We start from the raw sequence: 17262 nt of genomic DNA, 5'->3' as shown, positions 1-17262 counted from the left end.
AGGGGTGCCCCATTTTCCGTGAGAGCGTGAGCGCGTGAGAGCTGGTCAGCGCTTGCCGGCGCGGGCGCGCAGCTTCCACGGCATGGCGATGGACTCCAGCTGGACCGCGAGGTTCATCTTGGACTCGCCGACGGTGCGGTCCTCGAAGTGGATCGGGACCTCCATCACCTGGAAGTCGCGGCGCAGCGCCTTGAACTTCATCTCCACCTGGAAGCTGTAGCCCGCGCTGCCGACCGACGCCAGGTCGATCGCGCGCAGCGCCTCGGCGCTCCACAGGTTGAAGCCGCCCGTGATGTCGCGCACGCGGGTGCCCAGGATGGTGCTCGCGTAGGCGTTGGCCCAGCGGGAGAGCAGCTTGCGGTGCGCGCCCCACGCGTCGGACAGGGTGCCGCCCGGGACGTAGCGGCTGCCGACGACGAGACCGGCGCCGGTGGACAGGGCCACGCCCAGCATCTCGGCGATCTTGCCGGCCGGGTGGGAGCCGTCCGCGTCCATCTGGAGCACGTACTCGGCGCCGTCCTCGACGGCCTTGGCCATGCCGGCGGCGTAGGCGCGGCCGAGGCCGTCCTTCGCCGTGCGGTGCAGCACCGACATGCGCGGGGCGCCGTCCTCGGTGAGGTAGCCCTCAGCGAGTTCGTCGGCGATCCGGCCCGTGCCGTCGGGCGAGGAGTCGTCGACGATCAGCAGGCGCAGGCCGGGCTGGTCCAGGCCCATGATGAGCTCGGCCATGCCCGGCAGGTTGCCGGCTTCGTTGTACGTGGGCATGACCACGGTGAGCGGGGTCTTGCCCCACGCGTCGGGAAGCTTGGTGGTCACGATGTCGGTGGCGCGGGAAGTCTGCTGCTCGCCTATCACAGGGGTATGCCTCACTGAAGTCGGTCGGTACGCGCGTCCCCGCCCGGGGTCACCGGTCGGAGGAAAAGCGGACTGCGGCCGCGGGCAGTTCAGCCTCGCACCACACCCGCGCCCCTGCGCGAAGTTCGTTGTCAGCCCCAACGGCCGCACCGTCGCCGATGACCGCGCCGTCCAGGACTGTGCGCGATCCCACCGAGGCTCCGGCGCCGACCAGGCTGGCGCTGACGTGCGTGTCCGGACCGATGATCGCGCCGTCGAGCACGATGGAGCCCTGGACGACGGCGCCCGATTCGATCCGGGCACCAGCGCCCACCACAGTACCTCCCGAAAGCTTCGCGCCGTCCGCCACATGGGCGCCCGGGAGCACCAGGGCTTCACCACGGGGGCCGGGAACGGCCGGGGAGGACACGACGCCTCGTACCAGATCGGCGGAAGCCTGGACAAAGGACTCCGGCTTGCCGAGGTCCAGCCAGTAGGTGTTCTCGGTGACGCCGTGCAGCTTGGCCCCGGAGGCGAGGAGACCGGGGAAGGTCTCGCGCTCGACGGAGACGGGACGCCCGGCCGGGATGGAGTCGATCACATCGCGGCGGAAGACGTAGCAGCCGGCGTTGATCTGGTCGGTGATGATCTCTTCGGGGGTCTGCGGCTTCTCGGTGAAGGCCAGCACCCGCCCCTCGGAGTCGGTGGGGACCAGGCCGAAGGCGCGGGGGTCCTCGACGCTGACGAGGTGCAGGGAGACGTCGGCGTCGGCGGCCTTGTGGGACTCGACCAGGCCGGCGATGTCCAGGCCGGTGAGGATGTCGCCGTTGAAGACGAGGACGGAGGAGTCCGGGCCGCCGTGCAGCCGCTGGGCGGCGTTGCGGATGGCGCCGCCGGTACCGAGGGGCTCGTCCTCGACCACGTACTCAAGGGTGAGGCCGAAGGCCGATCCGTCGCCGAAGTAGGGCTCGAAGACCTCGGCGAGGTAGCAGGTGGCCATCACTATGTGGGTGACGCCGGCGGCAGCGGCCCTGGCTATCTGGTGTGCGAGGAAGGGGACACCTGCTGCCGGAACCATCGGCTTGGGGGTGTTCACCGTCACGGGGCGCAGACGCGTGCCCTGCCCGCCAACTAGCAGGATCGCTTCCGTCATTGCGTACTCCCCAACCGATTGTGCATACGAGGGTCCAAATTTAGCCCATCCGGGGGTGTGCGACGGCCATGCCGATGCGCCGCACGAAGCAGCCCCGGCCGGGTCCGGCCGGGGCCTCTCGAAGGGCGCCCGCCCTAGGGCAGGTTGCGCGCCATGACGATGCGCTGGACCTGGTTCGTGCCTTCATAAATCTGCGTGATCTTGGCGTCGCGCATCATGCGCTCCACCGGGTAGTCGCGGGTGTAGCCGTAGCCGCCCAGGAGTTGGACCGCGTCCGTGGTGACCTCCATGGCGACGTCGGAGGCGAAGCACTTGGCCGCGGCACCGAAGAAGGTCAGGTCGCCGTCGACGCGCTCGGACTTGGCGGCGGCCGAGTAGGTCAGCTGGCGGGCGGCCTCGATCTTCATGGCCATGTCCGCGAGCATGAACTGCACGCCCTGGAAGTCGCCGATCGGCTTGCCGAACTGCTTGCGCTCCTGGACGTAGCCCTTGGCGTAGTCCAGGGCGCCCTGGGCGATGCCGAGCGCCTGGGCCGCGATGGTGATGCGGGTGTGGTCCAGGGTCTTCATCGCGGTGGCGAAGCCGGTGCCCTCGGCGCCGATCATGCGGTCGGCGGGGATCCGGACGTTGTCGAGGTAGACCTCGCGCGTCGGGGAGCCCTTGATGCCGAGCTTCTTCTCCGGGGCGCCGAAGGACACGCCCTCGTCGCTCTTCTCCACGACGAAGGCGCTGATGCCCTTGGAGCGCTTCGAGGGGTCGGTGACGGCCATGACCGTGTAGTACTCGGAGACGCCCGCGTTGGTGATCCAGCGCTTGACGCCGTTGAGCACCCAGAAGTCCCCGTCGCGCACGGCGCGGGTCTTCATGCCGGCGGCGTCGGAGCCCGCGTCCGGCTCGGAGAGCGCGTACGAGAACATCGCGTCGCCCTTGGCGAGGGGGCCCAGGTACTTGGCCTTGAGCTCCTCGGAACCGGAGAGGATCACCGGGAGCGAGCCGAGCTTGTTCACGGCCGGGATGAGGGAGGAGGAGGCGCAGACACGGGCCACCTCCTCGATCACGATCACGGTGGCGAGGGCGTCGGCGCCCGCGCCGCCGTAGGTCTCCGGCACGTGCACGGCGTGCAGGTCGCTGGAGACCAGGGCGTCCAGGGCCTCCTGCGGGAAGCGGGACTCCTCGTCGACCGCGGCCGCGAACGGCAGGATCTTCGCCTCGGCGAGCGAGCGGACCGACTCGCGGAGCATGTCGTGCTCCTCGGCCGGGCGGTACAGGTCGAAGTCGGCAGAACCCGCCAAGATCTCTCACTCCCCAGGGTGATGCGTGATGCTAACTACCGTTAAGTAACCCAAGCCTAGTGGTCCGGTCACGGATGGCGATATGGACGGGCCACGTGAGATGGGTGACAGCGGTGGTTCCTTCGGGAACGTCCCCGCCGACGGGCCCGACTATGCTCAGTGGCCGCAAACGGCCCCGCACCTCTGGAGCACCCATGGCCCCCCTCAGGATCACTGTGATCGGCACCGGTTACCTCGGTGCGACCCACGCCGCCGCGATGGCTGAGCTGGGCTTCGAGGTGCTGGGGCTGGACGTGGTGCCCGAGAAGATCGAGATGCTGGCCACCGGCCGGGTCCCGATGTACGAGCCCGGGCTGGAGGAACTGCTGGCCAAGCACGTCGCCGGACTGCCCGGCTCGACCGGCCGGCTGCGGTTCACGACCTCCTGGGAGGAGGTCGGCGCCTTCGGTGACGTCCACTTCGTCTGCGTGAACACCCCGCAGAAGCACGGCGAGTACGCCTGCGACATGTCCTACGTGGACTCCGCGATGGCCTCGCTGGCCCCCCACCTGACGCGGCCGGTCCTGGTCGTCGGCAAGTCCACGGTGCCGGTGGGCTCGGCGGAGCGGCTCGCGGTGAAGCTCGCGGAGCTGGCCCCGGCGGGCGCGGACGTGGAGCTGGCCTGGAACCCGGAGTTCCTGCGGGAGGGCTTCGCGGTCGACGACACCCTGCACCCCGACCGGATCGTCATCGGCGTCCAGGGCGAGCGCGGCGAGAAGCTGCTGCGGGAGGTGTACGAGACCCCGATGTCGGAGGGGACCCCGCTGGTGGTCACCGACTTCCCGACCGCGGAGCTGGTGAAGACCGCCGCGAACTCCTTCCTCGCGACCAAGATCTCCTTCATCAACGCGATGGCGGAGGTGTGCGAGGCCGCCGGCGGCGACGTGGCCAAGCTGGCCGAGGCCATCGGCTACGACGAGCGGATCGGCGCGAAGTTCCTGCGCGCGGGGATCGGCTTCGGCGGCGGCTGCCTGCCCAAGGACATCCGGGCCTTCATGGCCCGCGCCGGCGAGCTGGGCGCCGACCAGGCACTGACCTTCCTGCGCGAGGTCGACTCGATCAACATGCGGCGCCGCGGGCACATGGTCGAGCTGGCCCGGGAGTCCGTGGGCGGTTCGTTCCTCGGCAAGCGGGTCGCCGTGCTCGGCGCCACCTTCAAGCCGGACTCCGACGACGTACGGGACTCGCCCGCGCTGAACGTGGCCGGACAGATCCACCTCCAGGGCGGCCAGGTCACCGTCTACGACCCCAAGGGCATGGCCAACGCCCGCCGCCTCTTCCCGACGCTGGGCTACGCGGACTCCGCGATGGCCGCCGCCCGCGGCGCGGAGGTCGTCCTGCACCTCACCGAATGGCGCGAGTTCCGCGAACTCGACCCGGCGGAGCTGGGCGGCGTGGTCACCGACCGTCTCATCCTGGACGGCCGCAACGCGCTGGACCCCGAGCGGTGGCGGGCCGCAGGCTGGACGTACCGGGCGATGGGGCGTCCGCGGGCCTAGCCCTCGGGCCGGGCGGGGGTGCGGATCCCGGGGCCGTGCGGGCGCCGGTGCGGCGCCGCTGCCAGGGGCTCCGCCCCCGGACCCCCGCGCCTCAAACGCCGGCGGGGCTGAGTTGGTGCGGCGGGGCGGTTCTCGGGAGGCCGAGTCTCAACGGCGGTGGCCGGCCGCGCGGGAGGTGAATTCCGCGTCGCGTAGCACCCGCTGGGCGTTGCCCCAGGTCAGCAGGGCCACCTCGGACTCCGGCCAGCCGCGCTCCAGCAGTTCCGCGATCAGTCGCGGATAGCCCGAGGGGTCGGTCAGGCCCGTCGGGCGGGGGTGGGCCGGTCCGGTGCCGAAGCCGGCGCCGAGTCCGACGCCGTGCGGGCCCGCGATCGCCCGTACGTGGTCCAGGTGGTCCGCCACCGCGTGCAGGGAGTCCCCGGTGCGCTCGGTGTCGAAGGTGACCATCGCCAGGCCGTTCGCCTCCCGTAGCGCGGCCAGCACCTCGTCGGTCACGTTCCCCGGATGCGGGTTGAGCGAGGCGGCCGCCGTGTTCGAGATGATCACCGGGGCCTTGGAGGCTCCCGCGAGTCGGCAGGCGACCGTCGGCGGGCAGTCCGTCAGGTCCAGCAGGATCGCCAGCCGGTTCGCCTCGCGGACCACCTCGTGACCGAAGGCCGTCAGCTCCTCCCGCGCCCAAGGCGCTCCCGCCGGCGCGAGGATCCGTACGCCCAGCGCGTGGAAGGCGCGCAACGCGCCCAGGGAGTCGGTGAGGGTGCGGCCGGGCACCGGGCCCAGGAACGAGGCGATGCGGCCGCGGTTGCGGGCGTCCGCCAGGTCGTCGGCCGTGAGGGCCAGGAGCAGGCTGTCGGAATAGCGGCGCATCAGGGTCAGCGCCGTGTCGATCTGGTCCAACGTGTCGGAGAGCACCTGGTCGCCGGAGGCGTCCTCGCGCGCCGACGGCACGAGCAGGGACCAGAACTGGGCCCCCACTCCCCCGGCGCGCAGCCGCGGGATGTCGGTGTCCACGCCCGTGTCCGAGGTCTCGATGTCGTGGTACGGGCGCTGGTGCAGGGTCCGGACCAGCGTGTTGCACCCGTCGACCACGGGATGGACGGCCAGCAGCGCGACGGCCCGGTCGAGGGCGCCCGCCGCCACCGCGGGAGCGGGGAGGTCGTCGGCTCCGATGCCCACGGAGTGGGGTTCATCCTGCAGGTCGGCCATGGCGTTCGCTCCGGTCTCGGCGGCAGCAGGGAGAGGTGCTGCCACCGTGACACGCGGGACGGCGGAGCCGCCCGGCGGACGCAGCGTTCGAGTGACCCCGCGGGTCGCCCCGTCACCGCGCCCCGCCGGGCACCGCGTCCGCTAGCGGATCACCGCGTTCGACGGGCCCCGGGAGGCCGACAGGTCGCGGGCGACCGCCTCCGCGTCGCGCAGCACCCGTACCGCGTTGGACCAGGTCAGCTGTGCCAGGTCGGCCTTGGACCAGCCGCGCGCGAGCAGCTCGGCGACGAGGTTCGGGTAGCCCGCCACGTCGTCCAGGCCGGACGGGGTGAAGGCCGTGCCGTCGTAGTCCCCGCCGATGCCGATGTGGTCGATGCCGGCCACCTCGCGCATGTGGTCCAGGTGGTCGGCCACCGTCGCGGCCGTGGCCACGGGGCGCGGGCGCGCCTCCTCGAAGGCCCGGTGCAGGGCCATCGCCTCGGGGGTGGTGTCCAGGTGGTGGAGGCCGTGCGCCCGCAGGTTCTCGTCCGCGGCCAGGGTCCACTCGACCGCCGCCGGGAGGATGAACTTCGGGACGAAGGTGGCCATCGCCACCCCGCCGTTGGCCGGCAGCAGCGCCAGCACGTCGTCGGGGATGTTGCGCGGGTGGTCGCAGACAGCCCGCGCCGACGAGTGCGAGAAGACGACCGGCGCGGCGGAGACCGCGATGGCGTCGCGCATCGTCGTCGCGGCGACGTGCGAGAGGTCCACCAGCATGCCGACGCGGTTCATCTCGCGGACGACCTCGCGGCCGAAGTCGGTCAGACCGCCGTGCCGGGGCTCGTCGGTCGCCGAGTCCGCCCAGTCGATGGTGTCGTTGTGCGTGAGCGTCATGTACCGCACGCCCAGCTGGTGCAGGGCGCGCAGGGTGGCGAGCGAGTTGTTGATGGAGTGGCCGCCCTCGGCGCCCATCAGCGAGGCGATCCGGCCGTCGGCGCGGGCCGCCTCCATGTCGTCCGCCGTCAGCGCCCGCACGAGGTCGCCGGGGTAACGGTCGATCAGCTGGGCGACGACGTCGATCTGCTCCAGGGTGGCGCTGACCGCCTCGTCACCGGCGTAGTCGGACCGCACGTAGACGGACCAGAACTGCGCGCCGACCCCGCCGGCGCGCATCCGGGGGATGTCGGTGTGCAGGTGGGCGGACTGGTCGCCCGCGATGTCCCGGCGCGCCAGGTCGTAGCGCACCTGCTCGCGCAGCGCCCAGGGCAGGTCGTTGTGGCCGTCCACGACGGGGTGTTCGGCCAACAGCTCGCGCGCCTCGTCCAGACGCTGCGCGGCGCTCACTTGCCGAACCCGAAGGATTCCGAGCCGGCGACCTTCGTACGCAGCCGCTTGCCCTTCTCGGTGGCCTGGTCGTTGAGTTCCTGCTGGAAGTCGGTCATCCGGGCCAGCAGCTCCGGGTCGTGCGCGGCCAGCATCCGTACGGCCAGCAGGCCCGCGTTGCGCGCGCCGGCGATCGAGACGGTGGCGACGGGGACCCCGGCCGGCATCTGGACGATCGACATCAGCGAGTCCATGCCGTCGAGGTACTTCAGCGGCACCGGCACGCCGATGACCGGGAGCGGGGTGACCGAGGCGAGCATGCCGGGCAGGTGGGCGGCTCCGCCCGCGCCCGCGATGATCGCCTTCAGTCCGCGGCCGGCGGCCCGCTCCCCGTACTCGATCATCTCGCGCGGCATCCGGTGGGCGGAGACCACGTCGACCTCGTAGCGGATCTCGAACTCGTCGAGGGCCTGGGCGGCGGCCTCCATCACGGGCCAGTCCGAGTCGGAGCCCATGACGATGCCGATGACAGGTCCTGCGGCGGTGGTGCTCATTCCGTGACCGTTCCTCTGAGGTAGTCGGCGGCGTGGCGTGCGCGCTCCAGCACATCGTCCAGATCGTCGCCGTAGGTGTTGACGTGGCCGACCTTGCGACCGTGTTTCACGTCCTTGCCGTACATGTGGATCTTCAGCTGGGGATCGTGGGCCATGCAGTGCAGGTACGCCGCGTACATGTCGGGGAAGTCCCCACCCAGCACGTTCGCCATGACGGTCCACGTGGCGCGGGGGCGCGGGTCGCCCAGCGGAAGGTCCAGGACCGCGCGCACGTGGTTGGCGAACTGGGAGGTCACGGCCCCGTCCTGGGTCCAGTGGCCGCTGTTGTGCGGGCGCATCGCCAGTTCGTTGACCAGGATCCGACCGTCGGTGGTCTCGAACAGCTCCACGGCCAGGTGGCCGGTCACGTCGAGTTCCTTGGCGATGCGCAGGGCGAGGGCCTGGGCCTCGCCCGCGAGGGCCTCCGAGAGGTTCGGGGCCGGGGCGATCACGGTGTCGCAGACCCCGTCCACCTGGCGGGACTCGACGACCGGGTAGGCCACCGCCTGGCCGTGCGGGGAGCGGACGATGTTCGCCGCGAGCTCGCGGACGAAGTCGACCTTCTCCTCCGCGAGGACCGGGACACCCGCCTTGAACGGGGCCGCCGCGTCCTCGGGGGTGCGGACGAACCACACCCCCTTGCCGTCGTACCCGCCCCGCACGGTCTTGAGGATGACGGGGAACCCGCCCACCTCGTCCGCGAAGGCGGTCACGTCGTCCGGATCGCTCACGATCCGGTGGCGGGGGCTGGGCGCGCCGATCTCGTCGAGCTTGGCGCGCATCACCCCCTTGTCCTGGGCGTGCACCAAAGCGTCGGGCCCCGGGCGGACGGGGATGCCGTCCGCTTCCAGGGCCCGTAGGTGCTCCATGGGTACATGCTCGTGGTCGAAGGTGATCACGTCACAACCGCGCGCGAAGGCACGCAACGTCTCCAGGTCGCGATAGTCGCCGATGACGACATCGCTCACGACCTGGGCCGCCGAGTCCTGCGGGGTGTCACTGAGGAGCTTGAATCTGATGCCGAGGGGGATACCCGCCTCGTGGGTCATGCGGGCGAGCTGTCCGCCGCCGACCATGCCGACTACCGGGAACGTCACCTCTCCAGGGTATCCGCCGGTATTCGGCCATCAGGACCCGCATGGGCTGAGCCCTGGCGAGAACGTTCCCGTGTGCGTACCCGTGTGCGTTGCGTCGCACGGTCCCGGATGGGAAAGACGGAGCAACCGGAGGACACTTAGCATGTCTGGGTTGACGAAAACCACCGGACGCCCCTCGCGGGGCGGTGACCGACAGGGACTGAACCATCACATGAGCACGCCGAAGAACGGATCGCTCCTCGAACGCGTACGCGGTTTCGCACGGGAGGTCGCCAAGTTCGGGGCCGTCGGCGGTCTCGGTGTGCTGGTCAACCTGGGTGTCTTCAACCTGATCCGCAACACGACCGACCTCCAGGTGGTACGCGCGAGCGTCATAGCCACCGTCGTGGCCATCGCCACGAACTACCTCGGTTTCCGTTACTTCGCCTACCGGGACCGCGCGCAGAGCGGGCGCACCCGGGAGCTGACCCTGTTCGCCCTGTTCAGCGCGATCGGGCTGGTCATCGAGAACGGCGTCCTCTACACCGCCACCTACGGGTTCGGCTGGGACGGGCCGCTCGCGTCCAACGTCTTCAAGTTCGTCGGCATCGGGACGGCGACCGTCTTCCGCTTCTGGTCGTACCGGACCTGGGTCTTCAAGGCCCTGCCCGCGCCGACGGAGCCGAGCGAGCCGATGCCGGACCCGGCGCCCGTGCCGAAGCCGGACCGCAGGCCGGAACCGCTGCCCGAGCCGGCGCCCGCGAACAACTAGTCACACACCCCCTAGCGGACGGTGGTCTGCGGTTCGGCCGGTTCCGGCGCCGTGCGGCTGAGGAAGAGCGCGAACACCGGTGGCTGCGTCTGGAGCAGCTCCAGGCGGCCGCCGTCCGCCTCCGCGAGGTCCCGGGCCACCGCGAGGCCGATCCCGGTGGAGTTGCGGCCGCTGATGGCCCGCTCGAAGATCCGGTTGCCGAGGTCCGGCGGGACGCCGGGGCCCTCGTCCGTGACCTCCAGCACCGCCTGGTTGCCGATCACCCGGGTACGCAGCGCGACCGTGCCGCCACCGTGCATCAGGGCGTTCTCCACCAGGGTGGCCAGCACCTGCGAGACCGCCCCCGGGGTGCCGACGGCCCGCACGCCCGTCCGTCCGGACCGCACGATGGCCCGGCCGGCACTGCGGTAGGCAGGCCGCCACTCCTCCACCTGCTGCTTGACGACCTCGTCCAGGTCGAAGGGGACCGCCGAGCCCGTCCGCGGGTCCCGCGAGTTGGTGAGCAGCCGCTGCACCACGTCCGTGAGCCGCTCCACCTGGGTCAGGGCGATCGTCGCCTCCTCCCGGACGGTCGCCAGGTCGTCGGTGACCGTGATCTCCTCCAGCCGCATGGAGAGCGCGGTGAGGGGGGTGCGTAGCTGGTGGGAGGCGTCCGCGGCCAGGCGCCGCTCGGCTGTGAGCATCCGGCCGATCCGCTCGGCGCTGGAGTCCAGTACGTCCGCGACCCGGTCCAGCTCGGGGACCCCGTACCGCTTGTGCCGGGGCCGCGGGTCGCCCGATCCGAGCCGCTCGGCCGTCTCGGCCAGGTCGGTGAGCGGGGAGGCCAGCCGGTTGGCCTGCCGTACGGCGAGGAGTACGGCCGCCACGACGGCCAGCAGGGCGACCGCGCCGACCACGGCCAGGGTCCGCCCGACCTCGCGGGTCACGGTGGAGCGGGACTCCTCCACGATGACGACCTCGCCCTGCTCCCCGCGGGCGGTGCCGCGGATCACACTGTCGGGGATCGGGGCGCCCACCTGCACGACCGGCTGGCCGGGGACGGTGATCCGCGCGTGGTGGCCGGAGTCGAGCTGTTCGCCGAGGGCCACGGGGTCGATCGGCTTCTTCTCCAGGACGTTCGCCTCGACGATGCCCACGAGCCGCAGCGCCTCGGACTCGATGCGGTCCTGGGCGCTGCTGGTGATGGTCCGGGTCTCCACGATGACGAGGGAGACCCCGAAGACGGCGATCACGACGAGCACCACGGCGAGCGTGGAGTTGATGAGGCGGCGGCGCATGCCCTAGAGCATGCCCCAGGTGGGGCGTAGGAGGCGGTCAGCTCTTCTCGAAGCGGAATCCGACGCCCCGCACGGTGGCGATGTAGCGGGGGTTGGCGGCGTCGTCGCCCAGCTTCTTGCGCAGCCAGGAGATGTGCATGTCGAGGGTCTTGGTGGAGGACCACCAGGTGGTGTCCCAGACCTCGCGCATGAGCTGGTCGCGGGTGACCACCCGGCCCGCGTCGCGGACCAGGACCCGCAGCAGGTCGAACTCCTTGGCCGTGAGCTGGAGCTCCTCCTCCCCCATCCACGCCCGGTGCGATTCGACGTCGATCCGCACGCCGTGGGTGGCCGGGGGCTGCGGGGTCTCGGTGGCGCCGCGCCGGAGCAGGGCCCGGACCCGGGCGAGCAGTTCGGCCAGGCGGAAGGGCTTGGTCACGTAGTCGTCGGCGCCGGCGTCCAGGCCGACGACCGTGTCGACCTCGTCGGCCCGGGCGGTGAGGACCAGGATCGGGAAGCCGTGGCCCTCGGCGCGCAGCCGGCGGGCCACCTCCAGGCCGTCCATGCCCGGCAGTCCCAGGTCGAGGACGACGAGATCGACGCCGCCCTGCAGTCCCGCGTCCAGGGCGGTGGGGCCGTCCTCCCGGACCTCGACCTCGTACCCCTCCCGGCGCAGGGCGCGGGCCAGGGGTTCCGAGATGGATGCGTCGTCCTCGGCGAGCAGTACACGCGTCATGTGGGTGATGGTAGTGCGCGGCGGCTGAATCCAGAGGCCCCCGGGAGGACCCCTCTCTATCTGCGCTTATGAGCGACCGAGCGCCTTCGAATATGGTCGAACGGTTCCCGGCGCGCCTTGTGATCCATCTCTCAAGTCCTTTCATATGCCGCAGTGTCGTGTCGTATGGTGGCGAGACGCCTGATGCAATACCTCAGGGACCTTTGTGCCGAAAAGCAGCACAAAGGTCTCTATTTCTGTCCTGAACCGGACGGACGGTCCGATCAAGGGCCGGCCCGGCCGATCGTGACGACAGTGAATGACCTGTTGGCCGGGCCCCTCGCGTGAGATGCGCGGGAGGGCGTGGATCCCGGTGACGGATGTCCTGCCGCCCCCATCCCCGTGGGGCGGGCCCCGAGGCGTGGGGTGGGAGATCCGTCCACCGGTGCCGGCCACCCCCCACCGGGCGCGGATGAGCTCACGAAGCCGAAGCGTCCCGAGCAAGCAAGGATCGACCATGGCTTCCAGCCTGACGACGGCCTCACCGAGCCCCGCTCACGAGAAGACCGTCCTCGGCCACCCGATCGGCCTGGCCACGCTGTTCATGACCGAGATGTGGGAGCGCTTCTCCTACTACGGCATGCGTGCGCTTCTCGTCCTGTACCTGGTCTCCGGCGGTGTCGACGCCGCGACCGGCAGCCAGGGTGGTGGCCTCGGCTTCACCGCCGCGACGGCCACGGCGATCTACTCCGTCTACGTCGCCATGGTCTACCTCATGGCCATGCCCGGCGGTTGGTTCGGCGACCGCGTCTGGGGCGCCCGCAAGACGGTCACCATCGCCGGTGCCGTGATCATGGCGGGCCACGTGGCGCTCGCCCTGCCCGGCCAGCTGTCGTTCTTCGTCGGTCTGCTGCTGGTCGCCGTCGGCTCCGGTCTGCTGAAGGCCAACATCTCCACGATGGTCGGCCACCTGTACCGCGGTGTGGACGACCCGCGCCGGGACAGCGGCTTCACGATCTTCTACATCGGCATCAACGTGGGCGCCCTGCTCGCCCCGGTCGGCATCGGCATGGTCGGCGAGCTCGTGAACTGGCACCTCGGCTTCGCGCTCGCCGCCGTCGGCATGGGCATCGGCCTCGTGATCTACCTGCTCGCCGGCCGCACCCTGAGCCCGCAGAGCAGCATCGTCCCGAACCCGCTGTCCGCGGTCGAGCGCAAGGCCGTGATCGTCAAGGCCCTCGCCGTCCTGGCCGTCATCGCCGTCTTCTACGGCGCCGTCGTCGCCGCGGACATGTTCACCATCAAGTGGGCGCTGTACCCGATCACCATCGCCGGTCTGCTCATCCCGGTCGCCGTCCTCGTCCGCATCAAGCGGGACCGGGACCTGTCCACCGTCGAGCAGACCCGGATGAGCGCCTACATCTGGTTCTTCGTGGCCGCCGCCGTCTTCTGGATGATCTACGACCAGGGCGGTTCGACCCTCTCGCTCTTCGGTGACAAGAACTCCGAGCGCGCCCTGTTCGGCTGGGAAGTCCCGACCACGATCTTCCAGTCGCTGAACCCGCTCTTCGTGGTGGCCCTGGCCCCGGTCTTCGCCGCCGCGTGGGTGGCCCTGGCCCGCCGCAACCGCGAGCCCAGCACCATCGTGAAGTTCTCGGTGGCCCTGATCATCGTCGGCGCCTCGTTCTTCGTCTTCGCGATCCCGCTGAGCCAGACCGCCGGAAACGACACCAAGGTCACCATGTGGTGGCTGGTGCTCATCTTCCTGATGCACACGCTCGCCGAGCTGTGCCTCTCCCCGGTCGGCCTGTCGGTCACCACGAAGATGGCTCCGCAGAAGTACGGCTCCCAGATGATGGGCGTCTGGTTCCTCGCCGTCACCGCCGGTGACTGCATCACCGGTCTGATGGGTCTCGCCGACGTGCAGCTGAACGGCGTCGGGGTCATCCTCTTCCAGGCCGTCGCCGCCGTCCTCGCCGGCCTCGCGATCTTCATGTACCGCAAGAAGGTCAACCAGCTGATGGACGGCATGGGCTGACCCGTCGGCTCCCCGTCCCACGGAACGGCCCGGCACACCGGAAGGTGTGCCGGGCCGTTCTCGTGTCAGCGGGTGCCGCGCAGGCGGCGCCACGGGGTGAAGGTGAACACCGCCCCGCCGAGCAGGATCACCGTGCCGGCGACCAGGGCCAGGGCCTTGATGCCGCCCTCGTCCTCCGCGCCGGTCTCGGCGAGACCGCCCGAGGTGGTGCTGCCGGAGGAGGACGTCGAGGAACCGGAGCCGCCCGGCTGGGCGGCGGTGTCCAGTTCCAGCGACACCCCGCTGCTCGCGGCCTTGCAGGGGACGTTGATCGGGGTGGAGCCGGGAGCCATCGTGACGTCGATCGTCAGCTGGTCCGGGCTCAGCGTCACCTTGCCGCTCTTCCCGGGCTTGTAGGTACCGGTCATGTCGCTGAGGCTGACCGGGGCCTTGTCCGGGATCGGCTCCGCGTTGGCCGGGCCGGAGACCTTGACCGTGCCGCTGTCCGCCCCGCCGAGCTTCACGTCCATGGAGGGCTTGAGCGCTCCCGCGGGCAGGGCCATGGGCGCCGCCATCGCTCCCTTGGCGGTCTTGACCGTCAGGTCGTAGCTGCCGCCGTTCTTCTTGGCGTTGATCGTGACCGGGGTCTTGATGCCCCCCGGGACGACCGGCCCGCAGTCGAAGGCCACCTCGACCGCCTTGCCCGGGAAGTCGGTCTGGCCGCCTCCGCCTCCGGTGGAACCTCCCGTGGTCGTGGAACCGCCCGTGGTGGTGCCACCGGTCGTCGTGCCGCCCGTCGTCGTGCCGCCCGTCGTCGTGCCACCGGTCGTCGTGCCACCGCTGGAGCCGGCCGCCACGTCGATGGTGGCCCCGACCCCCACGGCGCCGGTCGGCGCACACTTGGTGACGAACGTGCCGAAGGAGAAGGTGACGGCCACGTCGTACTTGCCGGGGGTCAGCGTGATCTTCCCGGCCTTGGTGAGCTTCAGCTTGCCCTTCATCACGGACATCTGCATGGGCGCCTTCTTCGGGATCGGCGGGTTCTTCTTCTCCCCGACGACCTTCAGCTCACCGCCCCCGCCGCCGACCGTGATCCAGCCGGTGGGCTGGACCGCGTCCTGCGGGATGTCCATCAGGTCCGTGTTGTTCGAGGCCGGCTTCACCGTCTCCCAGGACACGTCGACCTCGTCGCCGACCTTCGCCGAGGCGGGGGCGGTGACCTTGGCGGTGGTCTCCCCCTCCACCGGAGCGCCGCCCCCGGCCGGGGGAACGCACTTGACGTTGAACTTGGTCTCCGCGGCCTGGGCGGGAGTGGCTCCGATGGCGATACCGGCACCGCCGAGCAGCAGCGCGATCACGGCCGCGCTCACCCTCCGTTGGGTATTCACGAATGTCCCTTCGTCGTCGAACGGTTCTCAGACGGTGCGGACGCCTGTGGTGCTGTGCCCGGCGCGCTGTCCGGGGTGAACCACGGCAGGACCGCCGTGGTGGTCTGGGGGGACGGCTCCGGGCCGTCGGAGCCCGGGGCCCGTTCGGGCGGCCGTGGGGACCCGATCCGCGGCAGCCGGGCCGTCACCGCGGAGGCCGCGTCGGGCAGCCGTACGCCCCGGTGGCGGCCGGCGGCGGGGGCGGCGCCCGGTCGGACCCGGTCGACGACCGCCATGCCGATACGGAAGACCGCGGCCGGGATCACCAGCAGGAGCAGACCCCAGAAGAGCAGCACCCCGTACGGGCGGTCCACGCCCCAGGGCTGTGCGGCCACCACGGTCTCGCCGTACTTGAGGGAGATCGTGTAGTCCCCGTGGGCGCCGGCGGCCAGACTCACGTCGAGCGCGATCTCCGCCTTCCCGCCGGGCGGGATGGTGCCCTTCCACCGGGCCTCCTCCCACAGCGGGGCGAACACCCCGTGCGCGGTGCCGAGCTGGAAGACCGGGTCCTTGACCGGGACCGGGCCGAGATTGCCGACCGTGACCTTGAACTTCCGGGTGGGCGGGGCGCCGAACCAGGTCAGCACCCCGTCCTCGCCCTCCAGCCGGACCCCGGTGAGCATCGCGAGGCGGGCCGTGCCGGACTCGGCGGGCAACTCGGCGACCGGATGGTCGGTGATCTTCAAGGGGATCGCGACGGTGGACTGGTCGCCGTTGACGGAGGTGACGTTGACGATGCACGGGCAGGGCTTGGGCGGTGCCACCACGGGCAGCTGCGCGGTGAAGCTCCCGTCGGCGCCGACCGAGACGGCGGCGCCGTCGGCGTTGGCGCAACTGTTGGTGCCGCCGATCATGTTCTGACCGCAGACCAGCAGCATCACCAGCGTCTTCGCCGGCCAGCCGGTGCCGGTGACGGTGATCCCGGTGCCCTTGGCGGCCTCCTGGAGCGAGAGCGCCACGGCCGGCTTGCCCTCGGCGGCGGCGGCCGGGCCCGCGGGGGACAGCGCCAGGGCGCACACCGCCAGCCCCGCGGCCAGCAGGGCTCCGACTCTTCTCACCTGGCGGCTCCCGTCAGTTCGTGGTGCGGTGCAGGGGGTGTCGGTCCGGCCGCGGACGGCCCGTCCGGCGCCGGTGCCGGGCTTCCCGGTTCGGGTCGCCGGCCGCGTACGAGGTACAGCGCGGCGGCGGTCGTCGCGCCGAGGCCGAGCAGGCCGCCCCCGAGCAGGCCGACCAGGCCCCAGGGGACGAGCCACCGCGATCCGGTGGCCACCGCGCGGGCTCCGCCGGGGGCGGTCACGGTGAGGGTGACGCGGACCCGGTCGAAGGCCGGGGCGCCGGGCCAGGGTTCGGTGAGCTCCACCCGCTGACCGGGGAGCAGCTCGATCGGCGGGGTGCGGCCGCGGGGCGGGTCGGCCGGCTCGCCGACCAGGGCCTCGGCGCGGACCCGGAGTTCCGGGGTGAGGGCCACGTTGCCGCGGTTGACGAGGGTGTAGGCGATGACGGCGGCCGCGCCCCGGCCCCGTACGGCGACGTCCTCGACCGTGAGGGCGGCCAGCGTGGGGCCGCCGACCCGCAGGTGGACCCGCACCCCGACCTCGTGGCCGCCCTCGGTGGCGATCACGGCGGCGGGGTGGTCGCCGGGCGGGGACGCGGGCGGCACGGTGAGGGTGAAGGGGATCAGGGCCCGGGTACGGGGCGGGACCTTCACGGTGGTGGCGGCCCCGAAGCTGATCCAGGAACCGGCCCCGGTGGCCCCGGTGGTCGCGGCGGCCCCGGCTCCGGGCGTCGCCGGGCGGACCGCGAAGGCGCCGTCGGCCGTGTTGTAGGCATCGGCCCCGCGCAGGGTGATCGTGCGCTCCTGGTCGGTGGTGTTGGCCAGGGCGAGGCGGTCCTCCAGCACGGTACCGGGGGCGCCGGCCAGGTAGAAGGAGGGGCGGACGGCGGTCGCCGCCGCGCCGGTGGCGGGCTCGGCGGTCCAGCCCGGCTCGTCGGCGGCCGCCGGGCGCGCGGGAGCCGCGTACAGCGTGGCGGCGGCGAGCAGGAGGACGACGGCGGCGCGCCTGAGGGAGTGGAGCACGGGCATG

General features: G+C 71.5%; 15 protein-coding genes. 3 read left to right on the top strand and 12 right to left on the bottom strand.

Features of this window, described 5'->3' with window-relative positions; genetic code table 11:
- Nucleotides 1-45: 45 nt before the first annotated feature.
- From ACWG52_RS22705 to ACWG52_RS22695, 3 genes are all read right to left on the bottom strand, one after another.
- Nucleotides 46-765 carry a polyprenol monophosphomannose synthase gene (locus ACWG52_RS22705; protein ID WP_382548288.1) on the bottom strand — a complete coding sequence of 240 codons (720 nt, stop codon included), beginning with the start codon at nucleotides 763-765 and terminating at the stop codon, nucleotides 46-48.
- A gap of 139 nt (nucleotides 766-904) precedes the next feature.
- Nucleotides 905-1987, bottom strand: coding sequence for a mannose-1-phosphate guanylyltransferase (locus tag ACWG52_RS22700; RefSeq protein ID WP_389815519.1), 1083 nt, complete (start codon nucleotides 1985-1987; stop codon nucleotides 905-907).
- Nucleotides 1988-2121: 134 nt separating this feature from the next.
- The gene (locus ACWG52_RS22695) at nucleotides 2122-3279 is read right to left on the bottom strand and encodes an acyl-CoA dehydrogenase (RefSeq protein WP_389815523.1); all 1158 of its coding nucleotides are present in this window, start codon (nucleotides 3277-3279) and stop codon (nucleotides 2122-2124) included.
- A gap of 194 nt (nucleotides 3280-3473) precedes the next feature.
- On the opposite strand from ACWG52_RS22695, the gene ACWG52_RS22690 reads away from it, so the two are divergent.
- Nucleotides 3474-4817 (top strand): UDP-glucose dehydrogenase family protein, encoded by a 1344-nt coding sequence (locus ACWG52_RS22690; protein ID WP_389815527.1) that lies wholly within the window; start codon nucleotides 3474-3476, stop codon nucleotides 4815-4817.
- A gap of 147 nt (nucleotides 4818-4964) precedes the next feature.
- Here ACWG52_RS22690 and ACWG52_RS22685 read toward each other — a convergent pair whose 3' ends face one another.
- The 4 genes from ACWG52_RS22685 to ACWG52_RS22670 all read right to left on the bottom strand — a co-directional run bounded on the left by ACWG52_RS22685 (nucleotide 4965) and on the right by ACWG52_RS22670 (nucleotide 9012).
- Nucleotides 4965-6020: a membrane dipeptidase gene (locus tag ACWG52_RS22685; RefSeq protein WP_389815531.1), complete on the bottom strand. Its 1056-nt coding sequence runs from the start codon at nucleotides 6018-6020 to the stop codon at nucleotides 4965-4967.
- 141 nt (nucleotides 6021-6161) lie between these two features.
- Nucleotides 6162-7343 (bottom strand): dipeptidase, encoded by a 1182-nt coding sequence (locus ACWG52_RS22680; protein ID WP_326748206.1) that lies wholly within the window; start codon nucleotides 7341-7343, stop codon nucleotides 6162-6164.
- Nucleotides 7340-7876 (bottom strand): 5-(carboxyamino)imidazole ribonucleotide mutase, encoded by a 537-nt coding sequence (gene purE, locus ACWG52_RS22675; protein WP_375941143.1) that lies wholly within the window; start codon nucleotides 7874-7876, stop codon nucleotides 7340-7342. The genes ACWG52_RS22680 and purE overlap by 4 nt, the downstream gene beginning before the upstream one ends.
- A complete protein-coding gene (locus ACWG52_RS22670; RefSeq protein WP_389815534.1) occupies nucleotides 7873-9012 on the bottom strand; it encodes a 5-(carboxyamino)imidazole ribonucleotide synthase in 1140 nt (379 codons plus the stop codon). Before ACWG52_RS22670 ends, purE begins: the two co-directional genes overlap by 4 nt.
- A 211-nt stretch (nucleotides 9013-9223) precedes the next feature.
- On the opposite strand from ACWG52_RS22670, the gene ACWG52_RS22665 reads away from it, so the two are divergent.
- Nucleotides 9224-9763, top strand: coding sequence for a GtrA family protein (locus tag ACWG52_RS22665; RefSeq protein ID WP_161296043.1), 540 nt, complete (start codon nucleotides 9224-9226; stop codon nucleotides 9761-9763).
- Between the two features lie 11 nt (nucleotides 9764-9774).
- Here the strand turns inward: ACWG52_RS22665 and ACWG52_RS22660 are convergent, their stop codons facing one another.
- A complete protein-coding gene (locus ACWG52_RS22660) occupies nucleotides 9775-11040 on the bottom strand; it encodes an ATP-binding protein (protein ID WP_389815538.1) in 1266 nt (421 codons plus the stop codon).
- Between the two features lie 37 nt (nucleotides 11041-11077).
- The gene (locus ACWG52_RS22655) at nucleotides 11078-11755 is read right to left on the bottom strand and encodes a response regulator transcription factor (protein WP_389815541.1); all 678 of its coding nucleotides are present in this window, start codon (nucleotides 11753-11755) and stop codon (nucleotides 11078-11080) included.
- Between the two features lie 496 nt (nucleotides 11756-12251).
- Between ACWG52_RS22655 and ACWG52_RS22650 the strand changes: the two genes are divergently transcribed.
- Entirely contained in the window at nucleotides 12252-13772 is a 1521-nt protein-coding gene (locus ACWG52_RS22650) for a peptide MFS transporter (protein WP_389815543.1), read from the top strand.
- Nucleotides 13773-13837: 65 nt separating this feature from the next.
- Here the strand turns inward: ACWG52_RS22650 and ACWG52_RS22645 are convergent, their stop codons facing one another.
- From ACWG52_RS22645 to ACWG52_RS22635, 3 genes are read right to left on the bottom strand one after another with little or no spacing between them, the layout of a single operon-like run.
- The gene (locus ACWG52_RS22645; RefSeq protein ID WP_390140732.1) at nucleotides 13838-15121 is read right to left on the bottom strand and encodes a hypothetical protein; all 1284 of its coding nucleotides are present in this window, start codon (nucleotides 15119-15121) and stop codon (nucleotides 13838-13840) included.
- Nucleotides 15122-15135: 14 nt separating this feature from the next.
- Nucleotides 15136-16236 (bottom strand): neocarzinostatin apoprotein domain-containing protein, encoded by a 1101-nt coding sequence (locus ACWG52_RS22640; protein WP_389815546.1) that lies wholly within the window; start codon nucleotides 16234-16236, stop codon nucleotides 15136-15138.
- Entirely contained in the window at nucleotides 16233-17261 is a 1029-nt protein-coding gene (locus tag ACWG52_RS22635) for a COG1470 family protein (RefSeq protein WP_389815548.1), read from the bottom strand. Before ACWG52_RS22635 ends, ACWG52_RS22640 begins: the two co-directional genes overlap by 4 nt.
- Nucleotide 17262 lies beyond the last annotated feature (1 nt).

It is taken from the genome of Streptomyces sp. CLCI03 (assembly GCF_053615355.1).
This window is presented reverse-complemented; position numbering and strand designations above follow the sequence as displayed.

Coding starts and splice junctions, on each gene's coding strand:
- purE (WP_375941143.1), bottom strand. CDS start 7,876: ATGAGCACCACCGCCGCAGGACCTGTCATCGGCATCGTCATGGGCTCC.
- ACWG52_RS22660 (WP_389815538.1), bottom strand. CDS start 11,040: ATGCGCCGCCGCCTCATCAACTCCACGCTCGCCGTGGTGCTCGTCGTG.
- ACWG52_RS22690 (WP_389815527.1), top strand. CDS start 3,474: ATGGCCCCCCTCAGGATCACTGTGATCGGCACCGGTTACCTCGGTGCG.
- ACWG52_RS22705 (WP_382548288.1), bottom strand. CDS start 765: ATGCCCACGTACAACGAAGCCGGCAACCTGCCGGGCATGGCCGAGCTC.
- ACWG52_RS22700 (WP_389815519.1), bottom strand. CDS start 1,987: ATGACGGAAGCGATCCTGCTAGTTGGCGGGCAGGGCACGCGTCTGCGC.
- ACWG52_RS22685 (WP_389815531.1), bottom strand. CDS start 6,020: ATGGCCGACCTGCAGGATGAACCCCACTCCGTGGGCATCGGAGCCGAC.
- ACWG52_RS22650 (WP_389815543.1), top strand. CDS start 12,252: ATGGCTTCCAGCCTGACGACGGCCTCACCGAGCCCCGCTCACGAGAAG.
- ACWG52_RS22655 (WP_389815541.1), bottom strand. CDS start 11,755: ATGACGCGTGTACTGCTCGCCGAGGACGACGCATCCATCTCGGAACCC.
- ACWG52_RS22665 (WP_161296043.1), top strand. CDS start 9,224: ATGAGCACGCCGAAGAACGGATCGCTCCTCGAACGCGTACGCGGTTTC.
- ACWG52_RS22635 (WP_389815548.1), bottom strand. CDS start 17,261: ATGCCCGTGCTCCACTCCCTCAGGCGCGCCGCCGTCGTCCTCCTGCTC.